At 62.8% G+C, this 15,713-nt stretch carries 16 protein-coding genes; 6 read left to right on the top strand and 10 right to left on the bottom strand.

Going from position 1 to position 15,713, the window contains the following annotated elements; translation table 11 throughout:
- A partial coding sequence (locus tag ACFWYE_RS22900; protein ID WP_379114521.1) for a beta strand repeat-containing protein occupies window positions 1-2,096 on the bottom strand: 2,096 nt, incomplete at its 3' end.
- An 836-nt stretch (window positions 2,097-2,932) separates the two neighbouring features.
- Between ACFWYE_RS22900 and ACFWYE_RS22895 the strand changes: the two genes are divergently transcribed.
- The gene (locus tag ACFWYE_RS22895; RefSeq protein WP_379114519.1) at window positions 2,933-3,586 is read left to right on the top strand and encodes an alpha/beta fold hydrolase; all 654 of its coding nucleotides are present in this window, start codon (window positions 2,933-2,935) and stop codon (window positions 3,584-3,586) included.
- A 16-nt stretch (window positions 3,587-3,602) separates the two neighbouring features.
- Here ACFWYE_RS22895 and ACFWYE_RS22890 read toward each other — a convergent pair whose 3' ends face one another.
- Complete coding sequence (locus ACFWYE_RS22890; RefSeq protein WP_379114517.1) at window positions 3,603-4,106, bottom strand: hypothetical protein; 504 nt, start codon at window positions 4,104-4,106, stop codon at window positions 3,603-3,605.
- Between the two features lie 148 nt (window positions 4,107-4,254).
- On the opposite strand from ACFWYE_RS22890, the gene ACFWYE_RS22885 reads away from it, so the two are divergent.
- The 3 genes from ACFWYE_RS22885 (at window position 4,255) to ACFWYE_RS22875 (ending at window position 7,609) form a co-directional block, all read left to right on the top strand.
- Window positions 4,255-4,773, top strand: coding sequence for a hypothetical protein (locus ACFWYE_RS22885; RefSeq protein WP_379114515.1), 519 nt, complete (start codon window positions 4,255-4,257; stop codon window positions 4,771-4,773).
- Between the two features lie 6 nt (window positions 4,774-4,779).
- A complete protein-coding gene (locus ACFWYE_RS22880; protein WP_379114513.1) occupies window positions 4,780-5,907 on the top strand; it encodes a DKNYY domain-containing protein in 1,128 nt (375 codons plus the stop codon).
- A gap of 262 nt (window positions 5,908-6,169) precedes the next feature.
- Entirely contained in the window at window positions 6,170-7,609 is a 1,440-nt protein-coding gene (locus tag ACFWYE_RS22875; protein WP_379114512.1) for an FAD-dependent monooxygenase, read from the top strand.
- A 24-nt stretch (window positions 7,610-7,633) separates the two neighbouring features.
- Here the strand turns inward: ACFWYE_RS22875 and ACFWYE_RS22870 are convergent, their stop codons facing one another.
- Entirely contained in the window at window positions 7,634-8,518 is an 885-nt protein-coding gene (locus ACFWYE_RS22870; protein ID WP_379114510.1) for a LysR substrate-binding domain-containing protein, read from the bottom strand.
- Window positions 8,519-8,614: 96 nt separating this feature from the next.
- Here ACFWYE_RS22870 and ACFWYE_RS22865 point away from each other — a divergent pair, with 96 nt between their 5' ends.
- On the top strand, window positions 8,615-9,352 hold the full coding sequence (locus ACFWYE_RS22865) for an SDR family oxidoreductase (RefSeq protein ID WP_379114508.1): 738 nt from the start codon (window positions 8,615-8,617) through the stop codon (window positions 9,350-9,352).
- Window positions 9,353-9,476: 124 nt separating this feature from the next.
- Here the strand turns inward: ACFWYE_RS22865 and pobA are convergent, their stop codons facing one another.
- The 7 genes from pobA to ACFWYE_RS22830 all read right to left on the bottom strand — a co-directional run bounded on the left by pobA (window position 9,477) and on the right by ACFWYE_RS22830 (window position 14,686).
- Complete coding sequence (gene pobA / locus ACFWYE_RS22860) at window positions 9,477-10,646, bottom strand: 4-hydroxybenzoate 3-monooxygenase (protein ID WP_379114506.1); 1,170 nt, start codon at window positions 10,644-10,646, stop codon at window positions 9,477-9,479.
- 132 nt (window positions 10,647-10,778) lie between these two features.
- Window positions 10,779-11,552 (bottom strand): DUF4259 domain-containing protein, encoded by a 774-nt coding sequence (locus tag ACFWYE_RS22855; protein ID WP_379114504.1) that lies wholly within the window; start codon window positions 11,550-11,552, stop codon window positions 10,779-10,781.
- Window positions 11,553-11,608: 56 nt separating this feature from the next.
- Complete coding sequence (locus ACFWYE_RS22850; protein WP_379114502.1) at window positions 11,609-12,004, bottom strand: VOC family protein; 396 nt, start codon at window positions 12,002-12,004, stop codon at window positions 11,609-11,611.
- A gap of 253 nt (window positions 12,005-12,257) precedes the next feature.
- Window positions 12,258-12,650 carry a DUF1801 domain-containing protein gene (locus ACFWYE_RS22845; RefSeq protein ID WP_379114500.1) on the bottom strand — a complete coding sequence of 131 codons (393 nt, stop codon included), beginning with the start codon at window positions 12,648-12,650 and terminating at the stop codon, window positions 12,258-12,260.
- An 87-nt stretch (window positions 12,651-12,737) separates the two neighbouring features.
- Window positions 12,738-13,703: an alpha/beta hydrolase gene (locus ACFWYE_RS22840; RefSeq protein ID WP_379114498.1), complete on the bottom strand. Its 966-nt coding sequence runs from the start codon at window positions 13,701-13,703 to the stop codon at window positions 12,738-12,740.
- A gap of 43 nt (window positions 13,704-13,746) precedes the next feature.
- The gene (locus tag ACFWYE_RS22835) at window positions 13,747-14,181 is read right to left on the bottom strand and encodes a nuclear transport factor 2 family protein (protein ID WP_379114497.1); all 435 of its coding nucleotides are present in this window, start codon (window positions 14,179-14,181) and stop codon (window positions 13,747-13,749) included.
- Window position 14,182: 1 nt separating this feature from the next.
- Complete coding sequence (locus ACFWYE_RS22830; protein WP_379114496.1) at window positions 14,183-14,686, bottom strand: nuclear transport factor 2 family protein; 504 nt, start codon at window positions 14,684-14,686, stop codon at window positions 14,183-14,185.
- Between the two features lie 105 nt (window positions 14,687-14,791).
- Here ACFWYE_RS22830 and ACFWYE_RS22825 point away from each other — a divergent pair, with 105 nt between their 5' ends.
- On the top strand, window positions 14,792-15,700 hold the full coding sequence (locus ACFWYE_RS22825; protein WP_379114495.1) for a LysR family transcriptional regulator: 909 nt from the start codon (window positions 14,792-14,794) through the stop codon (window positions 15,698-15,700).
- The last annotated feature ends 13 nt before the right edge of the window (window positions 15,701-15,713 follow it).

Raw genomic sequence — 15,713 nt, 5'->3', positions numbered from 1 at the left:
CCGTTGTTGGCCGACAGCGTTGCGCCGGCACCGATGGTGGCGCCGCCGCCCAGCGCGACGATGCCGTTGTTGGTGGCGGTGCCGATGCCGAGCGTCGCCCCGACGCCGAGATTGAGCCCGCCGCCCATCGTCGCCGTCAGTCCGGCGCCGGCCGATAGTGTGCCATTGAGGTTGGCGCCGACGCCGAGCGCATTGTTGAAGGTGCCGTTGACGCCCAGCGTCAGCTCACCGCCGCCGCTGAGGTTGACCGCGCCGGTGCCGAGCGCATTCAGGTTCGTCGCCAGCACCGAGCCTGCGCCGATGTTCAGGTCGCCGCTGAAACCGGTATTGACCCCGCCCAGCGTCAGTTGTCCGGTACCGGTCTTGGTGAGTGCGGAACTGCCATTGATCGTTCCAGTCAGCGTGCCGACGCCTGCTCCTACATTGAGGGAGGCCGCCCCGCCCAGGTTCAGGTTCTTGCTGATCGTCCCGCCGGGGCTGATGCCGAAAGAGGCGCCGGCGCTGAGGTTCAGCGCCGCACCGGCCCCCAGGGCCGCATCGCTGTTGGCGGTAAGGGCCCCCCCATTCAGAATGGTGACGTTGCCTGTGAAGGTGTTGGTGCCCGACAGGGTCAGCGCGCCGCCGACCTGCAGGCCGAGATTGCCGGTGATGTTGCCAGCGAAGTTGCCGCCATTGACGGTGATGTTCGCGGCACCGCCGGTGTTGGTGAGGATGCCTCCGGCAGCCCCTGTGAGGGTGCCGATGGTGGCGCCGAAGCCGTTGAGGTTGACGGAGCCGGCACCGCCGACATTGAGCGTCGCGCCGGCAAGCTGCGCGCCGATCGATGCGCTGCCGAACGTCACCGCGCCGAAATCCGCCGACAGGGTTGCGCCTGCGCCGATGCTGGCGGGGCCGGACAAGGTCAGGCCACCGGTGGCGCCCGCGGAGCCCAGCCCGAGCGCTGCGCCAGCGCCGATGTTCAGGCCGCCGGTCAGGTTGACGTTGAGGCCGTTGCCGGCGGACAGGCTGTTGCCTGCCCCGGCGCCGACATTGATCTGGTTGGCCAGGGCACCGCTTGCGCCGAGCGTCAGGCCGCCGCCGCCGAGCGAGATGGCGCCGGTGCCGACGGCGCCGAGATTGGTCGCCAGCACGCCGCCGCCGTTGATGGCCAGGCCGCCTGTCGAAGTGTTCGAGCCGGACAGGGTGAGCAGCCCGGCGCCGGTCTTGACCAGCGAGCCGCCGGCACCGGTGATGCTGCCGCTGAAAACGGTGCTGGCCCCGTTGCCTCCGAGTGTCAGTGCCTTGGCGCCGAGATCGACCGAACCGGTTCCGGTCAGCGAGCCGATGCTCGTGCCCGTGCCGGTGAGGCCGCCTATGTTGAGGCTGCCGGTGCCATTGAGGTTGACCTGCGCACTGCCGCCACTGGCGGCGCCGGTGAAGGCGATGCTGCCGCCGGCATTGGCGGTGATGGTGGCGCTCCCAGCAGTGCTGTTGCCGCCGAAATTGACGGAACCGCCCGTCGCTGCGGTGATGTTGGCGCTGGCGGCGGTGCTCGTGCCCGAGAAATTGACGCTGCCGCCCGTTGCGAGGATTCCGGACGTCGCGGCCGTGCTCGATCCGGAGAAGTTGACGATACCGCCGAGATTGGAATTGATGACCGCATTGGCGGCGGTCGTGCCGGTACCGCTGAACGACAGCGTCCCGGTTCCGCCGCCGACACCGGAAGCGGTGAAGGTTTGCGGCAGCGCGGAATTGTTCTGGATTCCGGCTCCGTTGATGTCGAGGGAAACGCTGCCCAGGCCCGTGCCGGCAAGTCCGAATGCATAGCTGGGGGCGGTTGCGCCGAAATTGATGCCGCCGACCGTGCTGGAGCTGCCTGGGGTGAACAGGACGCCCGGCGAGACGGAGAGGTTGAAGGTTGCCGTACCGGTGGGAACCGTGCCGCCTATCCAGGAGGTCCCGGCATCCCAGGGGGCCGCCACGACACCACCAAGCCAGGTCGCATCCTGGGCGGATGCCGGACTGATCGGATACGCAACCGTAAGCGCCAGAGTAGAAGCACTGAGAAGCAGAGTAGAACAACCGAAACGATGAGAAAGGCTGTAATGCCGCATCATGACCCCTCTTCGTGGAAGTATCTGGATTTACCTCGTCAAGTCCTCGCCCCAGCCCGTTGATGATGACGCTGCCTCCCCATAGGCGCGCCAAGACTCGTGCCCTCAACAGATCGTTGAGGGTTGAAGAAAATATTGGAGAAATGATTTACGCGTTAAGCAAGACCACTTTGTTCATAGTGGCACATAATATGATTCGTTTCGACTGTAAGAATGTACTAAATGATTGGTGGATTTATTTTATACATTGAATGATATTTAAAAAGGTTATTGTATGCATGTTTACTTGTTTTCTGACATTAAATTATTGTTAGAAGATATGACTTGAAAGATTTTCAAAACCAAAATACAGTTTAAAGGAAAATAAGGATTTAAAGTATATCCGATATTCGATTGAGATTGATGTGGAGCGGAACCATTTTTTTCTTTGAGAGAGCGGGAAGATATCGCCGAAATCCGTATCGGAATGTTTCCGTTCTGTGCAATCGAGATCCTGAAAGATGCGCGTCACCCGGCTCGCTGCAAGCGGGCAGGATGGCTGCGTTCTCGGCGCAGGCGATAGCGTGTCTCCGGGCAGCCAAGTCTTGGATGATCCAGGAGGGACCATTTCCGGCCGGAACGCCTCGCTTTTACTGCGAAGAGAAAAAGGATATCTCTCTTCTCGAGACAAGGCTGTTTTGAATAGGCCGCTTATCTATGCGGAGCGGTTTAATTCTGTTTTTTTGTACGACATCGCCAGCCGTACCCGGCTCACCGCCGGCAGTCTGCTGACAGCACGGTCTTGATTTCGACGTGGACCTGTCGAAGCTTCGTCCGCGTCGAAATCAGGGATGAACACCATGGCCACCTTTATCCTGATCGCCGGAGGCTGGCAGGGCGGCTGGGTCTACCAGGCGGTGGCCGAACTGCTGGCCGCCCGCGGGCACGCAGCCTTGCCGCTGACGCTTTCGGGACTTGGCGAAGTCCCGTCCCCGATGGCCAATCTGCAAACGCATATCGGCGAGGCCGTCGATGTCGTGAAGGCGCAGCGCGGCGACGTCGTCATCGTCGGCCAGTCTTATGCCGGCATGGTGGTCAGCGGCGTGGCCGATGCCGATCCGTCCCGTCTCCGCGCAATTGTCTATGTCGATGCCTATGTGCCGGAGAGCGGCGACTCCGTCTGGTCGCTGACGACGCCGCGCTTCCGGGACATGTTCGTCACCGGCGCCAGGGTCGACGGGCTGAACTGCATGCCGCCGCCCAATCTCGACCCGCGCTGCCGGCCGCATCCGCTTGCGGCGTTCCTGCAGGCGATCACGCTCGGCGGTCGCTGGCGCGAGGTGCCGCGCAAGGTCTATGTCGGCGCGCATGGCTGGGAAGGCAGCCCGTTCCTCGACCTCTACCAGCGCCTGGGCAACGACCCCGACTGGTCGACCCATTCCCTCGACTGCGGCCACAATGTCGCGCGGCTGATGCCGGAGAGGTTAACTGAGATCCTGCTGGCGCAGGTCTGAACCCTCGCGGCCGGGTTCAGACCCGTCGGGCGAAATGTTCGTAGGTCATCCGCCAGCGATCGCTGTCCGAAACCCTCTCTTCGCCGATCCAGTGGAAGCTGTCGGGTGTGATCTCGGTGAAGCGCCAGCGCGTCTTGACGCCCCGTGCGTCCTCGCCGACCTGGACGATGTCCTTGCCTTCGGCCCTGCCGATCTGGCGTGAATAGTCCTGGTTGAGCGGGTCGCTCCAGATAATGTGCCAGCCATCGATCGCGGCATCGAAGACACGCAGGGTCGTGCCGTACATGATGGATGGCTCGGGACGCCGCGGCCTGATCCAGAGATCCTGGATGGCGCGTCCCTCGAGTACCCAGCCGAAATGGATTTCTCCCGGGAGGTTCTCGATCGTGCCGTCGTCACAATGATGGAGCGTTTCCATCTGCCAGCTTCCGATCAGCCAGCCATAGAGCGCCATGTCTTTCGCGCGCTCGGGTGGCGGGCCCTCCGAGGCGAGAGCGGTGAGAAACGCAGTTGCGGTCATGGTCGCAAGCCCTTCCTGCTTCATCGGGGAAGGAAAGTGTTGCACAGTCCTGCTGACACCCCTCCTTCAGGAGGGGAGATGGGGGCGGCAACGAAACGTCTAGCCGGGAAATGCGATGCTGCCCGCATATGCGATTTAGGAGATTGCCGTGGCACTATTGGGCTGGGCTACGCTGGCATGGCAGGCCGACTACGGTCAGTTCTATCTTGTCGACCGTGAAGACACATCCTTCCTTCCGCCCGAAATCATCACGCCCGAAATCGAGGCACGGCGGTTCTTCGTCCCCGAGGCTGGGTTGGTGGTCTATACCGAAGGGAGCCTGCATCAGCACATCCGGATTCACATCCACGATGCCGAGCCGGATGATGGCGTGCTGGAGCCGATGAGCGGAAAAGCCTGGACACAGGTGGAGACCGCAACGACACGGTTTCCGTCCCGGTCGTTCTCGATTTCGAGCCCTTCCATGCCGGACCCGCTTCCCTGCGGCCCGGCCTTCTTTCTGGATGGCAGCACGGTATCCGTGCGCATCAGCTGGAAGGAATTCCAGGGCAGTCGGGACGAGAGCGTGCCCGTCGAGCCGGATGTGATCGAAATCGCCTTCTGGCCGGCCGAGCAGCGCTTCACCGCGGCTGATACAGCCGGCAGTCATCGCGGAACGGATCAGTGAGGCGGCATGACCGATCGATCTGACCACCGGACAGGTGACGAGGCCGTTCCCGTCATCCCCTATGACACGTTCGAGGCCGCCAACCTGTTCCTCGCCACCGGGCGAACTCTGGAGGAGGTGCTGCCGCTGATCGGCCTGAGCGCCGTCGAATGGACGAGGTTGCGGGCAGCCTACCGATGGTTTCCCACCGCCCTGGGTGACGGCGAGAGGCGCGATTACTTCAAAGGATTGGACGACGCAGCGATCTGCCGGCTGGTGCTGCCGCCGCGATGGCGGTTGCAGGAAGGCGACGAAGCCGACCTGCGTACGACCTGGCATATCCGTGAGGCCGTGCGCCGCAACCCCCGTATAGGGCCTTTCGCTGGTTGCGGCTGGCCCTATGCCTTCATCGCGGCACATCCGGAAGCCACGCTGTGTTGTTACACGCATGACGGAAAGACGGTCTATTTCAATGGGAAGCCGCTGACGAACCGCAAGGGCGAGCGGATCGATGTCGATGCCCCGGGCTTCAGGGCTGTCGAAGGCCGTTGGCTTGCCGACAGGCATCATGTCTACGGCCAGGGGCAATATGGCGCGAACAGGACCTTCTACTGGTATGTCGTCGAAGGCGCGGACGCCACGACGTTCGAGGCGTTGAACCTGTGCTACGCGCGCGATGTCAGGCAGGCCTACTACATCACCGGCAAGACGATCCGTACGAAAAGCCCGGAGGCCTTCGAGATCGTACCGGAGCTGAGGCTCAATTATCGTGACGGAACGCGCGACCCCCTGCATGCCACCAGCGTCATCGCCCGCGACCGCGAGGCGGTGTATTTTTATGGCGCCCGCCTGAAGAACGCCCGGCCCGACAGCTTCCGCGTCATCGGTCACGGCTACGCGACGGATGGCGCCACCGTCTGGTTCCTCGACCGCAAGAAAGTGGTGGAAAATGTGGATGCCGCGACCTTCACGGTTCCCGGTCCCGGCGAGCCGCATATAGCGGGCCGCCATGGTGGTTCCTGTGTCACCGACCGCCATCGCCCCTATGTCGAGGGCGAACCATGCGACCCGCTGCAATGGATCGAGGACTGGCGTCCGTTCTTCGAGGCGAGGCCTGATCTGAAAGGCTGGTGGTGGCACAAACTCGCCGCATGAGATGCCGGCTTCCACTCCAGCGGAACGCCGATCTTCAACGGGAATGTCGAGGACTTGTCGGGATCATTCTTGTCGGGTGCAACATAATCGCACCAACCGGTAGCCGATCCGGCGATCCCTGCCTGCCTCGCGAGCAACATGCACGGATGCAGCGCATCACATCCGCCCCTCATATCATACATATGGCGCACAACCCTCTTGCATCAAGGCCCCGACCACGTCGTAGAAGACCGGCCCCTTCTTCTCCTGCACGAGGTGGCAGATGTCCGAACACGAGATCCTCATATCAGGCGCCGGCCCGACCGGCCTGATGCTGGCCGGTGAACTGGCGCTTGCCGGTGTCGATGTCGCGATCGTCGAGCAGCGATCGACCATGCAGGTCGCCGGCCGGCGCGCCGGCGGCCTGCATGCGCGTTCGCTGGAAGTGCTCGACCAGCGCGGCATCGTCGACCGCTTCCTCGCCGAGGGCCAGACCTATCCCAATGTCGGCTTTCACGTCGCGCTCGACATCAGCGATTTCCCAACCCGGCACAATTATCTGCTGGCGCTGCGCCAGGAACGCATCGAACGGCTGCTGGCGGACTGGGTCGAGGAACTTGGCGTGCCGGTCCATCGCGGCACCGAAGTTCTGGACATGATAAGGGACGATAACGGTGTCGAGGTTTCGACGGCACAGGACAAGACCTTGCGGGCCGGCTGGCTGGTCGGCTGCGATGGCGGCCGCAGCACGGTGCGGAAACTGGCCGGCATCGATTTTCCCGGCTGGGCGGCTTCGACGAGCTGGCTGATCGCCGAGGTCAGGATGCGGGAGCAGCCGGTGCTCGGTTTCCACGAAACCGCCTCGGGCCGCCATGCCATGGCCATGCTGGATGACGGCGAAACGGTGGCTGTGGTGCTTGCCGGGCAGGATCCGCGTGCCAGCGGCGAGCCGTCGCTGCACGAATTCGCCGTCGCGTTGAAGGCCGCCTACGGTACCGATTTCGGCGTGCATGCGCCGCGCTTCCTGTCCCGTTTCAGCGACGCGGCGCGCCAGGCGCAAAGCTACCGCCAGGGGCGCGTCCTGCTGGCCGGCGATGCCGCGCATATCCATTCCCCGATGGGCGGGCAGGGGCTCAATCTCGGCCTGCAGGACGCGGTCAATCTCGGCTGGAAACTGGCGCGGGTGGCCAGGGGCATATCACCCGAAACGCTGCTCGATACCTATCAGGTCGAGCGACATCCTGTGGCGTTGCGCGTGCTGAAGAACACCATCGCACAGGGCGTGCTGCGTTATCCGGGCGAGCGCACGGCAGTGCTCGGCGACTTCGTCTCCGAACTGCTTTCGCTCGAGGAACCACGCAAACGCTTTGCCTCGATGATGAGCGGCCTCGACGTCCACTATGCATTTGGCGAGGGCCACCCGCTGCTTGGCCGTCGCATGCCCGATCTCGACATCACGATCGGCGGTGCGCCGACGCGTGTCTTCGCGCTGCTGCACGATGCGCAGCCGGTTCTGCTGAACTTCGGCAAGACGTTCACCATCGACAAACCGGTAGATCGCCTCAAACGGGTCGACGCGTCCTTCGAGGGCGTGTGCGAGCTTCCCGTCATCGGCCCGGTCGACATCCCTGCCGCCGTCCTGATCCGGCCTGACGGGCATGTGGCATGGGTCGGGGATGGCAGTTCTGACGGCCTCACCGAAGCCGCTCGCATGTGGTTCTAGAGCAGGTGCCAGGGAACGTGCGAGTCATACTTCCGGACCGGACAGCAGCCACGACCGGACCGCCGCAACCGGCAACGGAAAGCGCGGCTTGCGCGGCGTCACTACGTAATAGGCGCGGTCGCTTTGCATGATGACGCCGAACGCATCGACGAGCCGCCCGGCGGCAAGGTCGGCCTCGACGAAACCGCGGCTTGCCAGCGCGATGCCCTGGCCGCCGAGCGCGGCATCGATAGCCAGCGCGGTCTGGTTGAAGTGTATGCCTTTGTTGCCGCCGGCATCGGGACGCCCCGACAGCGTCTCGATGAATTCGGGCCAGCGGCTGTGAGCGTCGTGGAGAAGCACGTAGCCATCGAGCCTCTCTGCCGGCAGCGGCGCTTTCGTGCCGGCCAGCAGCATCGGGCTGCAGACGCCGACAAGTTCTTCGCGGAAGAGCAGGTCGGCCTCGAACTGGGGGCCGGCTGGTGCCGGGCCGTAGCGGACAGCGATGTCGATGCCTTCCGGCTGGAAGCTGGAAATCCGGTCGGTGGCGACGATGCCGAGGCTGAGCTCGGGATGAAGTGCCGCGAAGCCTGGCAGGCGCGGCAGCAGCCATTTCGAAGCGAAGGTCGGGGTGACGCTGATGGAGAGACGGACAGGCTGCGGCCGCAGCGCGGCGGTGCCTTCGACGATGAGCTCGAAGGCACGCCGGATGGTGCCGGCGTAGGCCCGGCCCTGGTCGGTCAGCGCCAGCGTCCTCGGCAGCCGCAGGAACAGTTTCAGGCCTAGCGAATCCTCCAGTCCGCGTACATGCTGCGCGACGGCTCCCTGCGTCACGCCCAGTTCTTCGGCGGCAAGCCGGAAGTTCAGGTGGCGGGCCGACGCCTCGAAGGCGCGCACGGCATTGAGTGAGGGAAGTTGGCCCGATCCCATCCAGTAGTTTTTCTATTGGAAAATCATAAGGAAACTGGTTCGAATACCCTTGACGAAAAGCGTATCAGAACCAACCGGTTTTCGGAAGGAAGCACAATGACTGTAGAAAAAGTAGCGGTTAGCACCGCTGGGACTGTAGAAAAAGTAGCGATTGTCACGGCAGGCGGCAGCGGCATGGGTGCGGCTGCGGCGAAGCGCCTGGCCAGCGACGGATACAAGGTCGCCATCCTGTCGTCCTCCGGCAAGGGCGAGGCGCTCGCGGCGGAGCTCGGCGGCATCGGCGTGACCGGGTCCAACCAGTCGAACGACGACCTCAAGCGGCTGGTCGATGCAACGGTTGCGAAATGGGGCCGCGTCGACGTGCTGGTCAACAGCGCCGGTCACGGCCCGCGCGCGCCGATCCTCGACATCACCGACGAGCAGTGGCACCAGGGCATCGATGTGTATTTCCTGAACGTCGTCCGCCCGGTCCGCCTCGTCGCCCCGATCATGAAGGCGCAGCGCAAAGGCTCGATCGTCAACATCTCGACCGCCTGGGTCAGCCAGCCGTCGGCGATGTTCCCGACCTCCGCGGTCGCCCGCGCCGGCCTTGCCGTCTACACCAAGATCTTCACCGACACCTTCGCCGCCGACAACATCCGCATGAACAACGTGCTGCCGGGCTGGATCGACAGCCTTCCAGCCACCGAGGAGCGCCGCGACAGCGTTCCCATGCAGCGCTACGGCACCAGCGACGAGATCGCCGCCGCGATCGCCTTCCTGGCGTCGGACGAGGCTTCCTACATCACCGGCCAGAGCCTGCGGGTCGACGGCGGCCTGATCCGCTCGGTGTGATTGCGATGAGCCGTCTCGCGGCGGCTTCTCTCGACTTGAGCGTCAGGATCCGCTTGCGGCGATTGCCCTCGCAGGTCCTGGCGTTGCTCGCCTGGCCGTCGCTGGCGCTGGAGTCGACGCCCGATCAATACGGCAGGCCCGTATAGTTCTCCGCCATCACGCGCTGAACCGCCGGGGAATATTCCAGGGATGCGAACTCTGTCTCGTACATGCGTCGTTCATAGGCCGTGTGTTCGGGGAAACGATGGAGCATCGTTGTCATCGACCAGGAGAAACGCATCGCCTTCCAGACACGCGCCAGAGCCCTTTCCGAATAGGCATCCAGCCCGGCCGCATCGTCTGCTGCATAGAAGCGTGTCAGTGCATCGTTGAGATAGTACACGTCGGAGGCGGCAAGGTTCAGCCCCTTGGCTCCGGTGGGCGGTACAATGTGTGCGGCGTCCCCGCACAGGAACAGTCTGCCCCAACGCATGGGTTCGGTGACGAACGATCGCAGCGGAGCGATCGACTTCTCGATCGAAGGTCCCGTAACAAGGTGTTCGATGACATGCTCCGGGAAGCGGGCCTTGAATTCGGACCAGAATGCCTCGTCAGACCAGTCGGCCGCTCTCTCGGCCAACGGCACCTGGATGTAGTAGCGTGACAGATTCGGCTTGCGCATCGAGGCCAGCGCAAAGCCGCGCTCGTGGCTGGCATAGATCGCCTCCTCGGCGAGGGGCGGCGTGTTTGCCAGGATGCCCAGCCAGCCGAACGGATAGATTTTTTCGAATTCGTGACGCCGGCCTGCGGGGATCGATTGGCGGCTGACACCGTGGAAGCCGTCGCAGCCCGCGACAAAGTCGCAGTCGAGCTGCCGTGCTAGGCCATCAACCGAAAATGTCACATGGGGCCGTTCGGTTGTCAGGCCATGCAGAGCAACATCGGCCACCTCGTGAAAGATCGTTGCGCCGATGGCGTCCTGGGCATCATACAGATCGCGCGTCAGTTCGGTTTGTCCCCAGACCATCATCTTCCGGCCCGTCACGGCATGGAAGTCCACCCTGAACTTGCGGCCGCCGCTGGCAAAGAAGCAACCATCATGTGTGATGCCCTCCCGGTCCATCCGTGCCCCCACGCCAGCCTCGCGCAGCAGTTCGACCGTACCCCATTCCAAGAAGCCCGCGCGGACGCGCGCCAGCACGTAGTCACGGGATTTCTTTTCCAGGACAATCGTCGAAATGCCGCGCCTGTTCAGCAGTTGCGACAGAAGCAGCCCGGAAGGGCCACCCCCGATGATAGCGACCTGCGTGCGCATGACATTCTCCTTGGAACACGCCTGTGGGTTGAAATCGGCCACCTGGGTGGGCGGTCGGATGCGGGACTGTGCCCAGATTTTCTGGCACTGACCGATGCACCGGATCCTCGGCTTGCTTCTTCATAGACATGCCTAATCCAGCCCGAACATGAACTTCAGGTTCAGATCCAGCTTGTCGATGAACATGAAACTTGCACGCGGGAATTCGCGTCGTTCGCGGCGTAGGCGCCACTTCAGCATCCACGGCGCCAGGAACGACGTTCCGAGATCGGTAGCCGCGATGCGGAGGTTCGTTTCCAGCGCGGCTTGAAGGACGGTAATGCGCATCGGCTTGCCGTCACCGTTGCGCAGTCCGCTGGTCAGCGAGAGTCCAAGCGGACCTTTGCCGGCGCTGCTCACGGGCAAGACCTCGAATTGGGCAAGGCGTCCGCCCTTGCTTTCATGAAAGCTCACGACACGGAACAGGCAGTAGCGACCGCTGGCGAGACGGTAGCGGAACACCTGGCCAAGCTCCCATGATGTCACGACCCGCTGGTATGGTTTCGGGCGGCGCACCGGACGCGGCGGCCCGAGCAGGTCACCCTTCAGCTTGTCGAGGACCTTTATCCGCGCGGCCTTCACTTTCGGCTCATCGAGGAAACGTTGCAGGTCGCGACCGGAATCGATGATGGCGACTGCCTTGTCGCGGACCTCGGGCATCAGTTGGCCAAGCCTGTATTGGCTTGTCGCCAGCGCGATCCAGAATACCGGCTCGAGATCGATCGCGTCGCTCGCCGGCGCCCAGCGTTGTTCGAGCGTCGTGGTTGCCTGCTCTGCGGAATGGCCCTCGGCGAGGAGGTCCGAGAATTCGTCGCGCAGGTCGCATGCGGTGTCGTCGTCGAAGATGCGAGCTCCCCAGGCGCCCATAATGCCTCCAGGCCTTTCGGATTGTGCATGAAGTCGTGCATGGCACGCGTTTCGGACTACGTGGATTTCCTGGTCCGCGGCGCCTCTTCGGACTGGAACATCGAGATCGTATGCCCGTCCGGATCCGCGAACTCGGCGGACCAGCCGCCGGGTGCATGGCTGACGGGCGTGACGATGGTCGTTCCCTTCTCGACCAGGGCAGAAATGAAAGTGTCGATCCCGCCTTCGTTGAGGTCGAAAACCATGATCGGCGAATTGCCCGGTCTGGATTCCTGCTTGATGAAGATCAGTTCGATCCCGCCTGCCGCGGTGGCCTGGAGCCAGTCGTTGCCGGAGCCGTCGTCGCCCATGTTCCTGACGTCGAGGCCGAGAACGTCGCGATAGAACGCTTCGGTCCTCGCGGTATCGTTCACGTAATAGCAGATGGCTCCAATTCGTACCGTCTCGAACATTTCCGCTCCTTTCTGAGCTGTGGAGACTATTGGTTGCCGCGCCCGTGCATTTTGTGAGGTCGGCAGGAAAAAAGATTGCCACCGGGCACGCAGCCCGAAATTCGCCTCCATGTACGAGCGTCGAAAGCTGGCATGCAGCGCGCGATCCAGGGGCTCTCCCGAACACGACAACCGGTGGGCAATGCACGATGGGCTTGAGGCGGAGCGTAGCGGCAATGGCGTCGCCAGCCGCGGGTAGTTATCCCGCGTCAGCTCATACAAGGCGCTCGAGCTTTCCTTTCCGTTTCACGATGTTCTTGTAGTCCCACTGGACAGTCCGAGCTTCTTCGAGCCACGATCGCAGCCGGTGGTGGTCGATCTCCGTGTCCGCCACAAAGCGTTTTTCCGCCGCCTTGAATGTGCCTTCCGCATCCAGGCCATCTGTCGAGAACGACTGACCGCTCCAGAACAGCAAGCGAATACAGTTCTTTAGCTTGCTGTAGCCAACGATCGGATTGCCGTCGAGGAACCAGACGGGATGAGCGTGCCAGATCTTGCTTTCCGCGTCTGGAAGGGCTCGATCGATCTCCTGTCTGAGAATATCGCAGATAACCCTCTCAGCGCCGGTCAACGCATTGTTGAACGCTTCGATAGTGGGGTGCTTCATTGCCGCATGCTCCAGGCTGGACGAAGATAATATCTCGTTTCCAATTTCGACGCGGTCCAGTGGCGATGTGCTGACAATCACCTACCGCTATCTGTCGCCCAGCACGTTGCGAAAATGCTCTGCCACGGCATTGGCGGATGCCCTCACCGGTGCATCGCCGTCATAGAAGCCGAATTGCGTGACATCATCGAGCCACAGCTGATCCTTGGGCGCCCTCACGCTCGCGTAGAATTTGCGAGCTCCCTGCGGGATGGCGGCGGCGTTGCTGTGGATCATGAGGAAGGGCTGGGTCAGCCGCGGCGCGGCCTGGATGGCATCGAAAGTCAGCCAGCTGCGCCAGAAGGCTGGATCGGCTTCGTTGCGCCAGGCTGGTATCAGGCCGCGGCCGGCTTCGGTGTAATAAGGCACGCCGAACATGACGGCGCTCCGATCGGTGAGACTGGCGGCTGGGACAAAGGCCTGTCGGCCGCTTGTCTTGAACGAGGCTTCGGCCGCATCGCCGGAGGCGATCAGCGCCGCCACGCCGTCACTGCCGCCATAAGTCTCCGAGACGATTGCGCGATCGTGCAGCCATGGTGCAACCAGTGCCACGGCCTTCAGCGCCGGCGTGACCGCAGCTGCATGGACCATGTAGCCGGAACTGGCGCAGATACCGAGGCCGGCGATCCGCTCCGCGTCGATTCCCGGCAAGGTCGTGAGATAGGCGGCGGCTGCCATGATATCGGCAATCTTGGAACTGGGGTCTTCGAACTGGCGGCGAGTTCCGCCGCTCTCGCCCCAGCCACGAAAGTCGAAGGTGAGCGCGACGAAGCCGCGGTCAGCCAGTTCGCGGGCATACCGTGCCGGCATCTGCTCCTTCACGGTCATCCAGGCGCCGGTAACGACGACTGCCGGAGCCGGGACGGTGTTGCCGGCATCTTCCGGCAAATAGAGGGTGCCGGCCATGCGCTCGCCTTGCGAAGTGAAGAAAACCCGTTCCGTTCTCGCCTCGGCAAAGGCGGGCGAGGAAATGAATGCGGCTATGCATGCAATTGTGCCCAGGAGACTTCTCATCGCCGTCACGTCCCTTGCGGCTCTTGGAGGTTGAAGCCGCTGGTCAGTGACCCACCCAGGCTTCGGCGAGAATGGTCGGGTCGAAATATTCGCGAAACAGCTCCAGTTTGCCCTCGGCATTGAATCTGAACAGTCCCGCATAGCGGTTATCGTATCGTTTTCCCGTCGCTATCATCTCGATCTCGCCGCGATATTCGACGAGCACGCCGTTCGGATCGACCAACGGGTGGGTGACGCGATCGACGAATGCCATGCGCCCGGTCGATGCGGGCAGGTTCGAATAATGGCGGATGAGTGCAGTTTTGCCTTCCACGCGCTTGGGAAAGCCGACAGGAGTATAGGGCATCTCCTGCACTGCATCGTCAGCCCAAAGGTTGCTCCAGCCGGTCATCTCCTTCGCGGACAGGAGGTCGAGGAATGCACGCGCCTGTGCGATCGTGCGCCTGCGAAGATCGTTCTCGGGAAGGACCGTTCCCATTTCAGCGCTCCTTCGCCAGGCGGTCGGGCAACGGCTTCAGCGGGTATTGCGCCCAGAAAAAGGCGTCGGACGAATACATGTCGGTAAGGAAATTCTGCGCCTCGACGATCTTGCCGTCGCGAATGCGGAACATCAGCGCATAGAGTTGATCGACCTCAGGTCCCGAGCCGACATTCGACCAGCCGCGATGGATGTCGACGACGAGATCGCCCTGCGCCTGGAAGAACAGGGGATCGGCCTTGAACCTGCCCTTGGCGAGGCCGTTGAAAAAGGCGATGACCTCGTCCTGGCCGCGCTTGTCCCCAGCAAGAGGGTGGTGGCCTGGAATCCGCCAGACAACATCGGAAGACAGAAATCGCCGGACCGCTTCCGGGTTGCCGGTGGAGTAGGCGGCGTAATAATCGCGGATGAGCTGGATGTTCTGGTTTTCCTGCGGACCAGCATTGGCGGTGTCGGCCATGATCATCAGTGTGGCGCCTGCTATCAGGCGGGAGAGTGCATTCATCGGGGGCTCCTGCGGGACCGGGTTGCTGCTGCCGGCATATGATGCGCGTTTCAAAACGTGGAAAAACCGGCTAAATCCAAAGGAGTTGTTCGGAAAAACCTTGCAATGCGACTGGATCAGTTCAGCGGCATCCTTGCCTTCCTCAAAGTCGCGGAGACGCGGAGTTTCAGTCGTGCGGCAGCGGAGCTCGGGGTCACGCCGCCTTCGCTCAGCGAGGCGGTCAAGGGATTGGAGGCACGCCTTGGCGTCCGCCTGCTCAATCGGACGACGCGCAGCGTCGGACTTACCGAAGCCGGTGCTGCCTATCTGCAGCGCGTGCGTCCCGCCGCAGAGGAGATCCAGGCTGCGGGCATGACGCTACGGGATGCGGGCGACAGACCGGCCGGGACCCTACGCCTCAGCCTGCCCTGGATCGGCGCGCCTCTCATTGCCGAGCCGTTGATGGGCCCATTCCTCGCTGCTTGTCCCGACGTGAAGCTGGATTTCGTGTTCGACGACGGATTCGTGGACATTGTCGCGGAAGGCTTCGATGCCGGTGTCAGGATCGGTGAACTGCTTGAAAAGGACATGATTGCCGTACGCATCAGCGGCCCGCTGCGGATGGCCGTGTTCGCCAGCCCTGCCTATCTTGCCGAGCGGGAGGCCCCTGGACATCCGAAGGACCTCGCGAGCCATCGTTGCGTCGCTTATCGCTTCGCATCGACAGGGGTGATCTCGCCCTGGGAGTTTCGCGAGCGGGGGCGGGAGATTATGTTCACCCCGGAGCCGTCCCTGTCTGCGAACACCGTATCATTGATGGTCGAAGCAGCTGTCCAGGGGCTCGGCGTTACCTATGCCGCAGAAGGCCTCGCAGCGAAGCACGTCCGGGAAGGAACGCTTGTGAAACTGCTGGAGCCGTTTTGTGCGGTTTTCGAGCCGCTACACCTTTATTACCCCAGCCGCCGGCTGACACCGCCCAAGCTCAAGGCTCTCGTCGAATTCTGGCGACAGAACCGGCCGTTGCAGCAAATTTGAACGGCCGGGCGCC

Origin of the sequence: Mesorhizobium sp. NPDC059025 (genome assembly GCF_042739655.1) — a bacterium.
In the GTDB taxonomy this organism is placed as follows: domain Bacteria; phylum Pseudomonadota; class Alphaproteobacteria; order Rhizobiales; family Rhizobiaceae; genus Mesorhizobium.
This window is presented reverse-complemented; position numbering and strand designations above follow the sequence as displayed.

Coding starts and splice junctions, on each gene's coding strand:
- pobA (WP_379114506.1), bottom strand. CDS start 10,646: ATGCGCACGCAGGTCGCTATCATCGGGGGTGGCCCTTCCGGGCTGCTT.
- ACFWYE_RS22835 (WP_379114497.1), bottom strand. CDS start 14,181: ATGGGAACGGTCCTTCCCGAGAACGATCTTCGCAGGCGCACGATCGCA.
- ACFWYE_RS22850 (WP_379114502.1), bottom strand. CDS start 12,004: ATGTTCGAGACGGTACGAATTGGAGCCATCTGCTATTACGTGAACGAT.
- ACFWYE_RS22875 (WP_379114512.1), top strand. CDS start 6,170: ATGTCCGAACACGAGATCCTCATATCAGGCGCCGGCCCGACCGGCCTG.
- ACFWYE_RS22845 (WP_379114500.1), bottom strand. CDS start 12,650: ATGAAGCACCCCACTATCGAAGCGTTCAACAATGCGTTGACCGGCGCT.
- ACFWYE_RS22880 (WP_379114513.1), top strand. CDS start 4,780: ATGACCGATCGATCTGACCACCGGACAGGTGACGAGGCCGTTCCCGTC.
- ACFWYE_RS22865 (WP_379114508.1), top strand. CDS start 8,615: ATGACTGTAGAAAAAGTAGCGGTTAGCACCGCTGGGACTGTAGAAAAA.
- ACFWYE_RS22830 (WP_379114496.1), bottom strand. CDS start 14,686: ATGAATGCACTCTCCCGCCTGATAGCAGGCGCCACACTGATGATCATG.
- ACFWYE_RS22825 (WP_379114495.1), top strand. CDS start 14,792: ATGCGACTGGATCAGTTCAGCGGCATCCTTGCCTTCCTCAAAGTCGCG.
- ACFWYE_RS22840 (WP_379114498.1), bottom strand. CDS start 13,703: ATGAGAAGTCTCCTGGGCACAATTGCATGCATAGCCGCATTCATTTCC.
- ACFWYE_RS22895 (WP_379114519.1), top strand. CDS start 2,933: ATGGCCACCTTTATCCTGATCGCCGGAGGCTGGCAGGGCGGCTGGGTC.
- ACFWYE_RS22855 (WP_379114504.1), bottom strand. CDS start 11,552: ATGGGCGCCTGGGGAGCTCGCATCTTCGACGACGACACCGCATGCGAC.
- ACFWYE_RS22870 (WP_379114510.1), bottom strand. CDS start 8,518: ATGGGATCGGGCCAACTTCCCTCACTCAATGCCGTGCGCGCCTTCGAG.
- ACFWYE_RS22890 (WP_379114517.1), bottom strand. CDS start 4,106: ATGACCGCAACTGCGTTTCTCACCGCTCTCGCCTCGGAGGGCCCGCCA.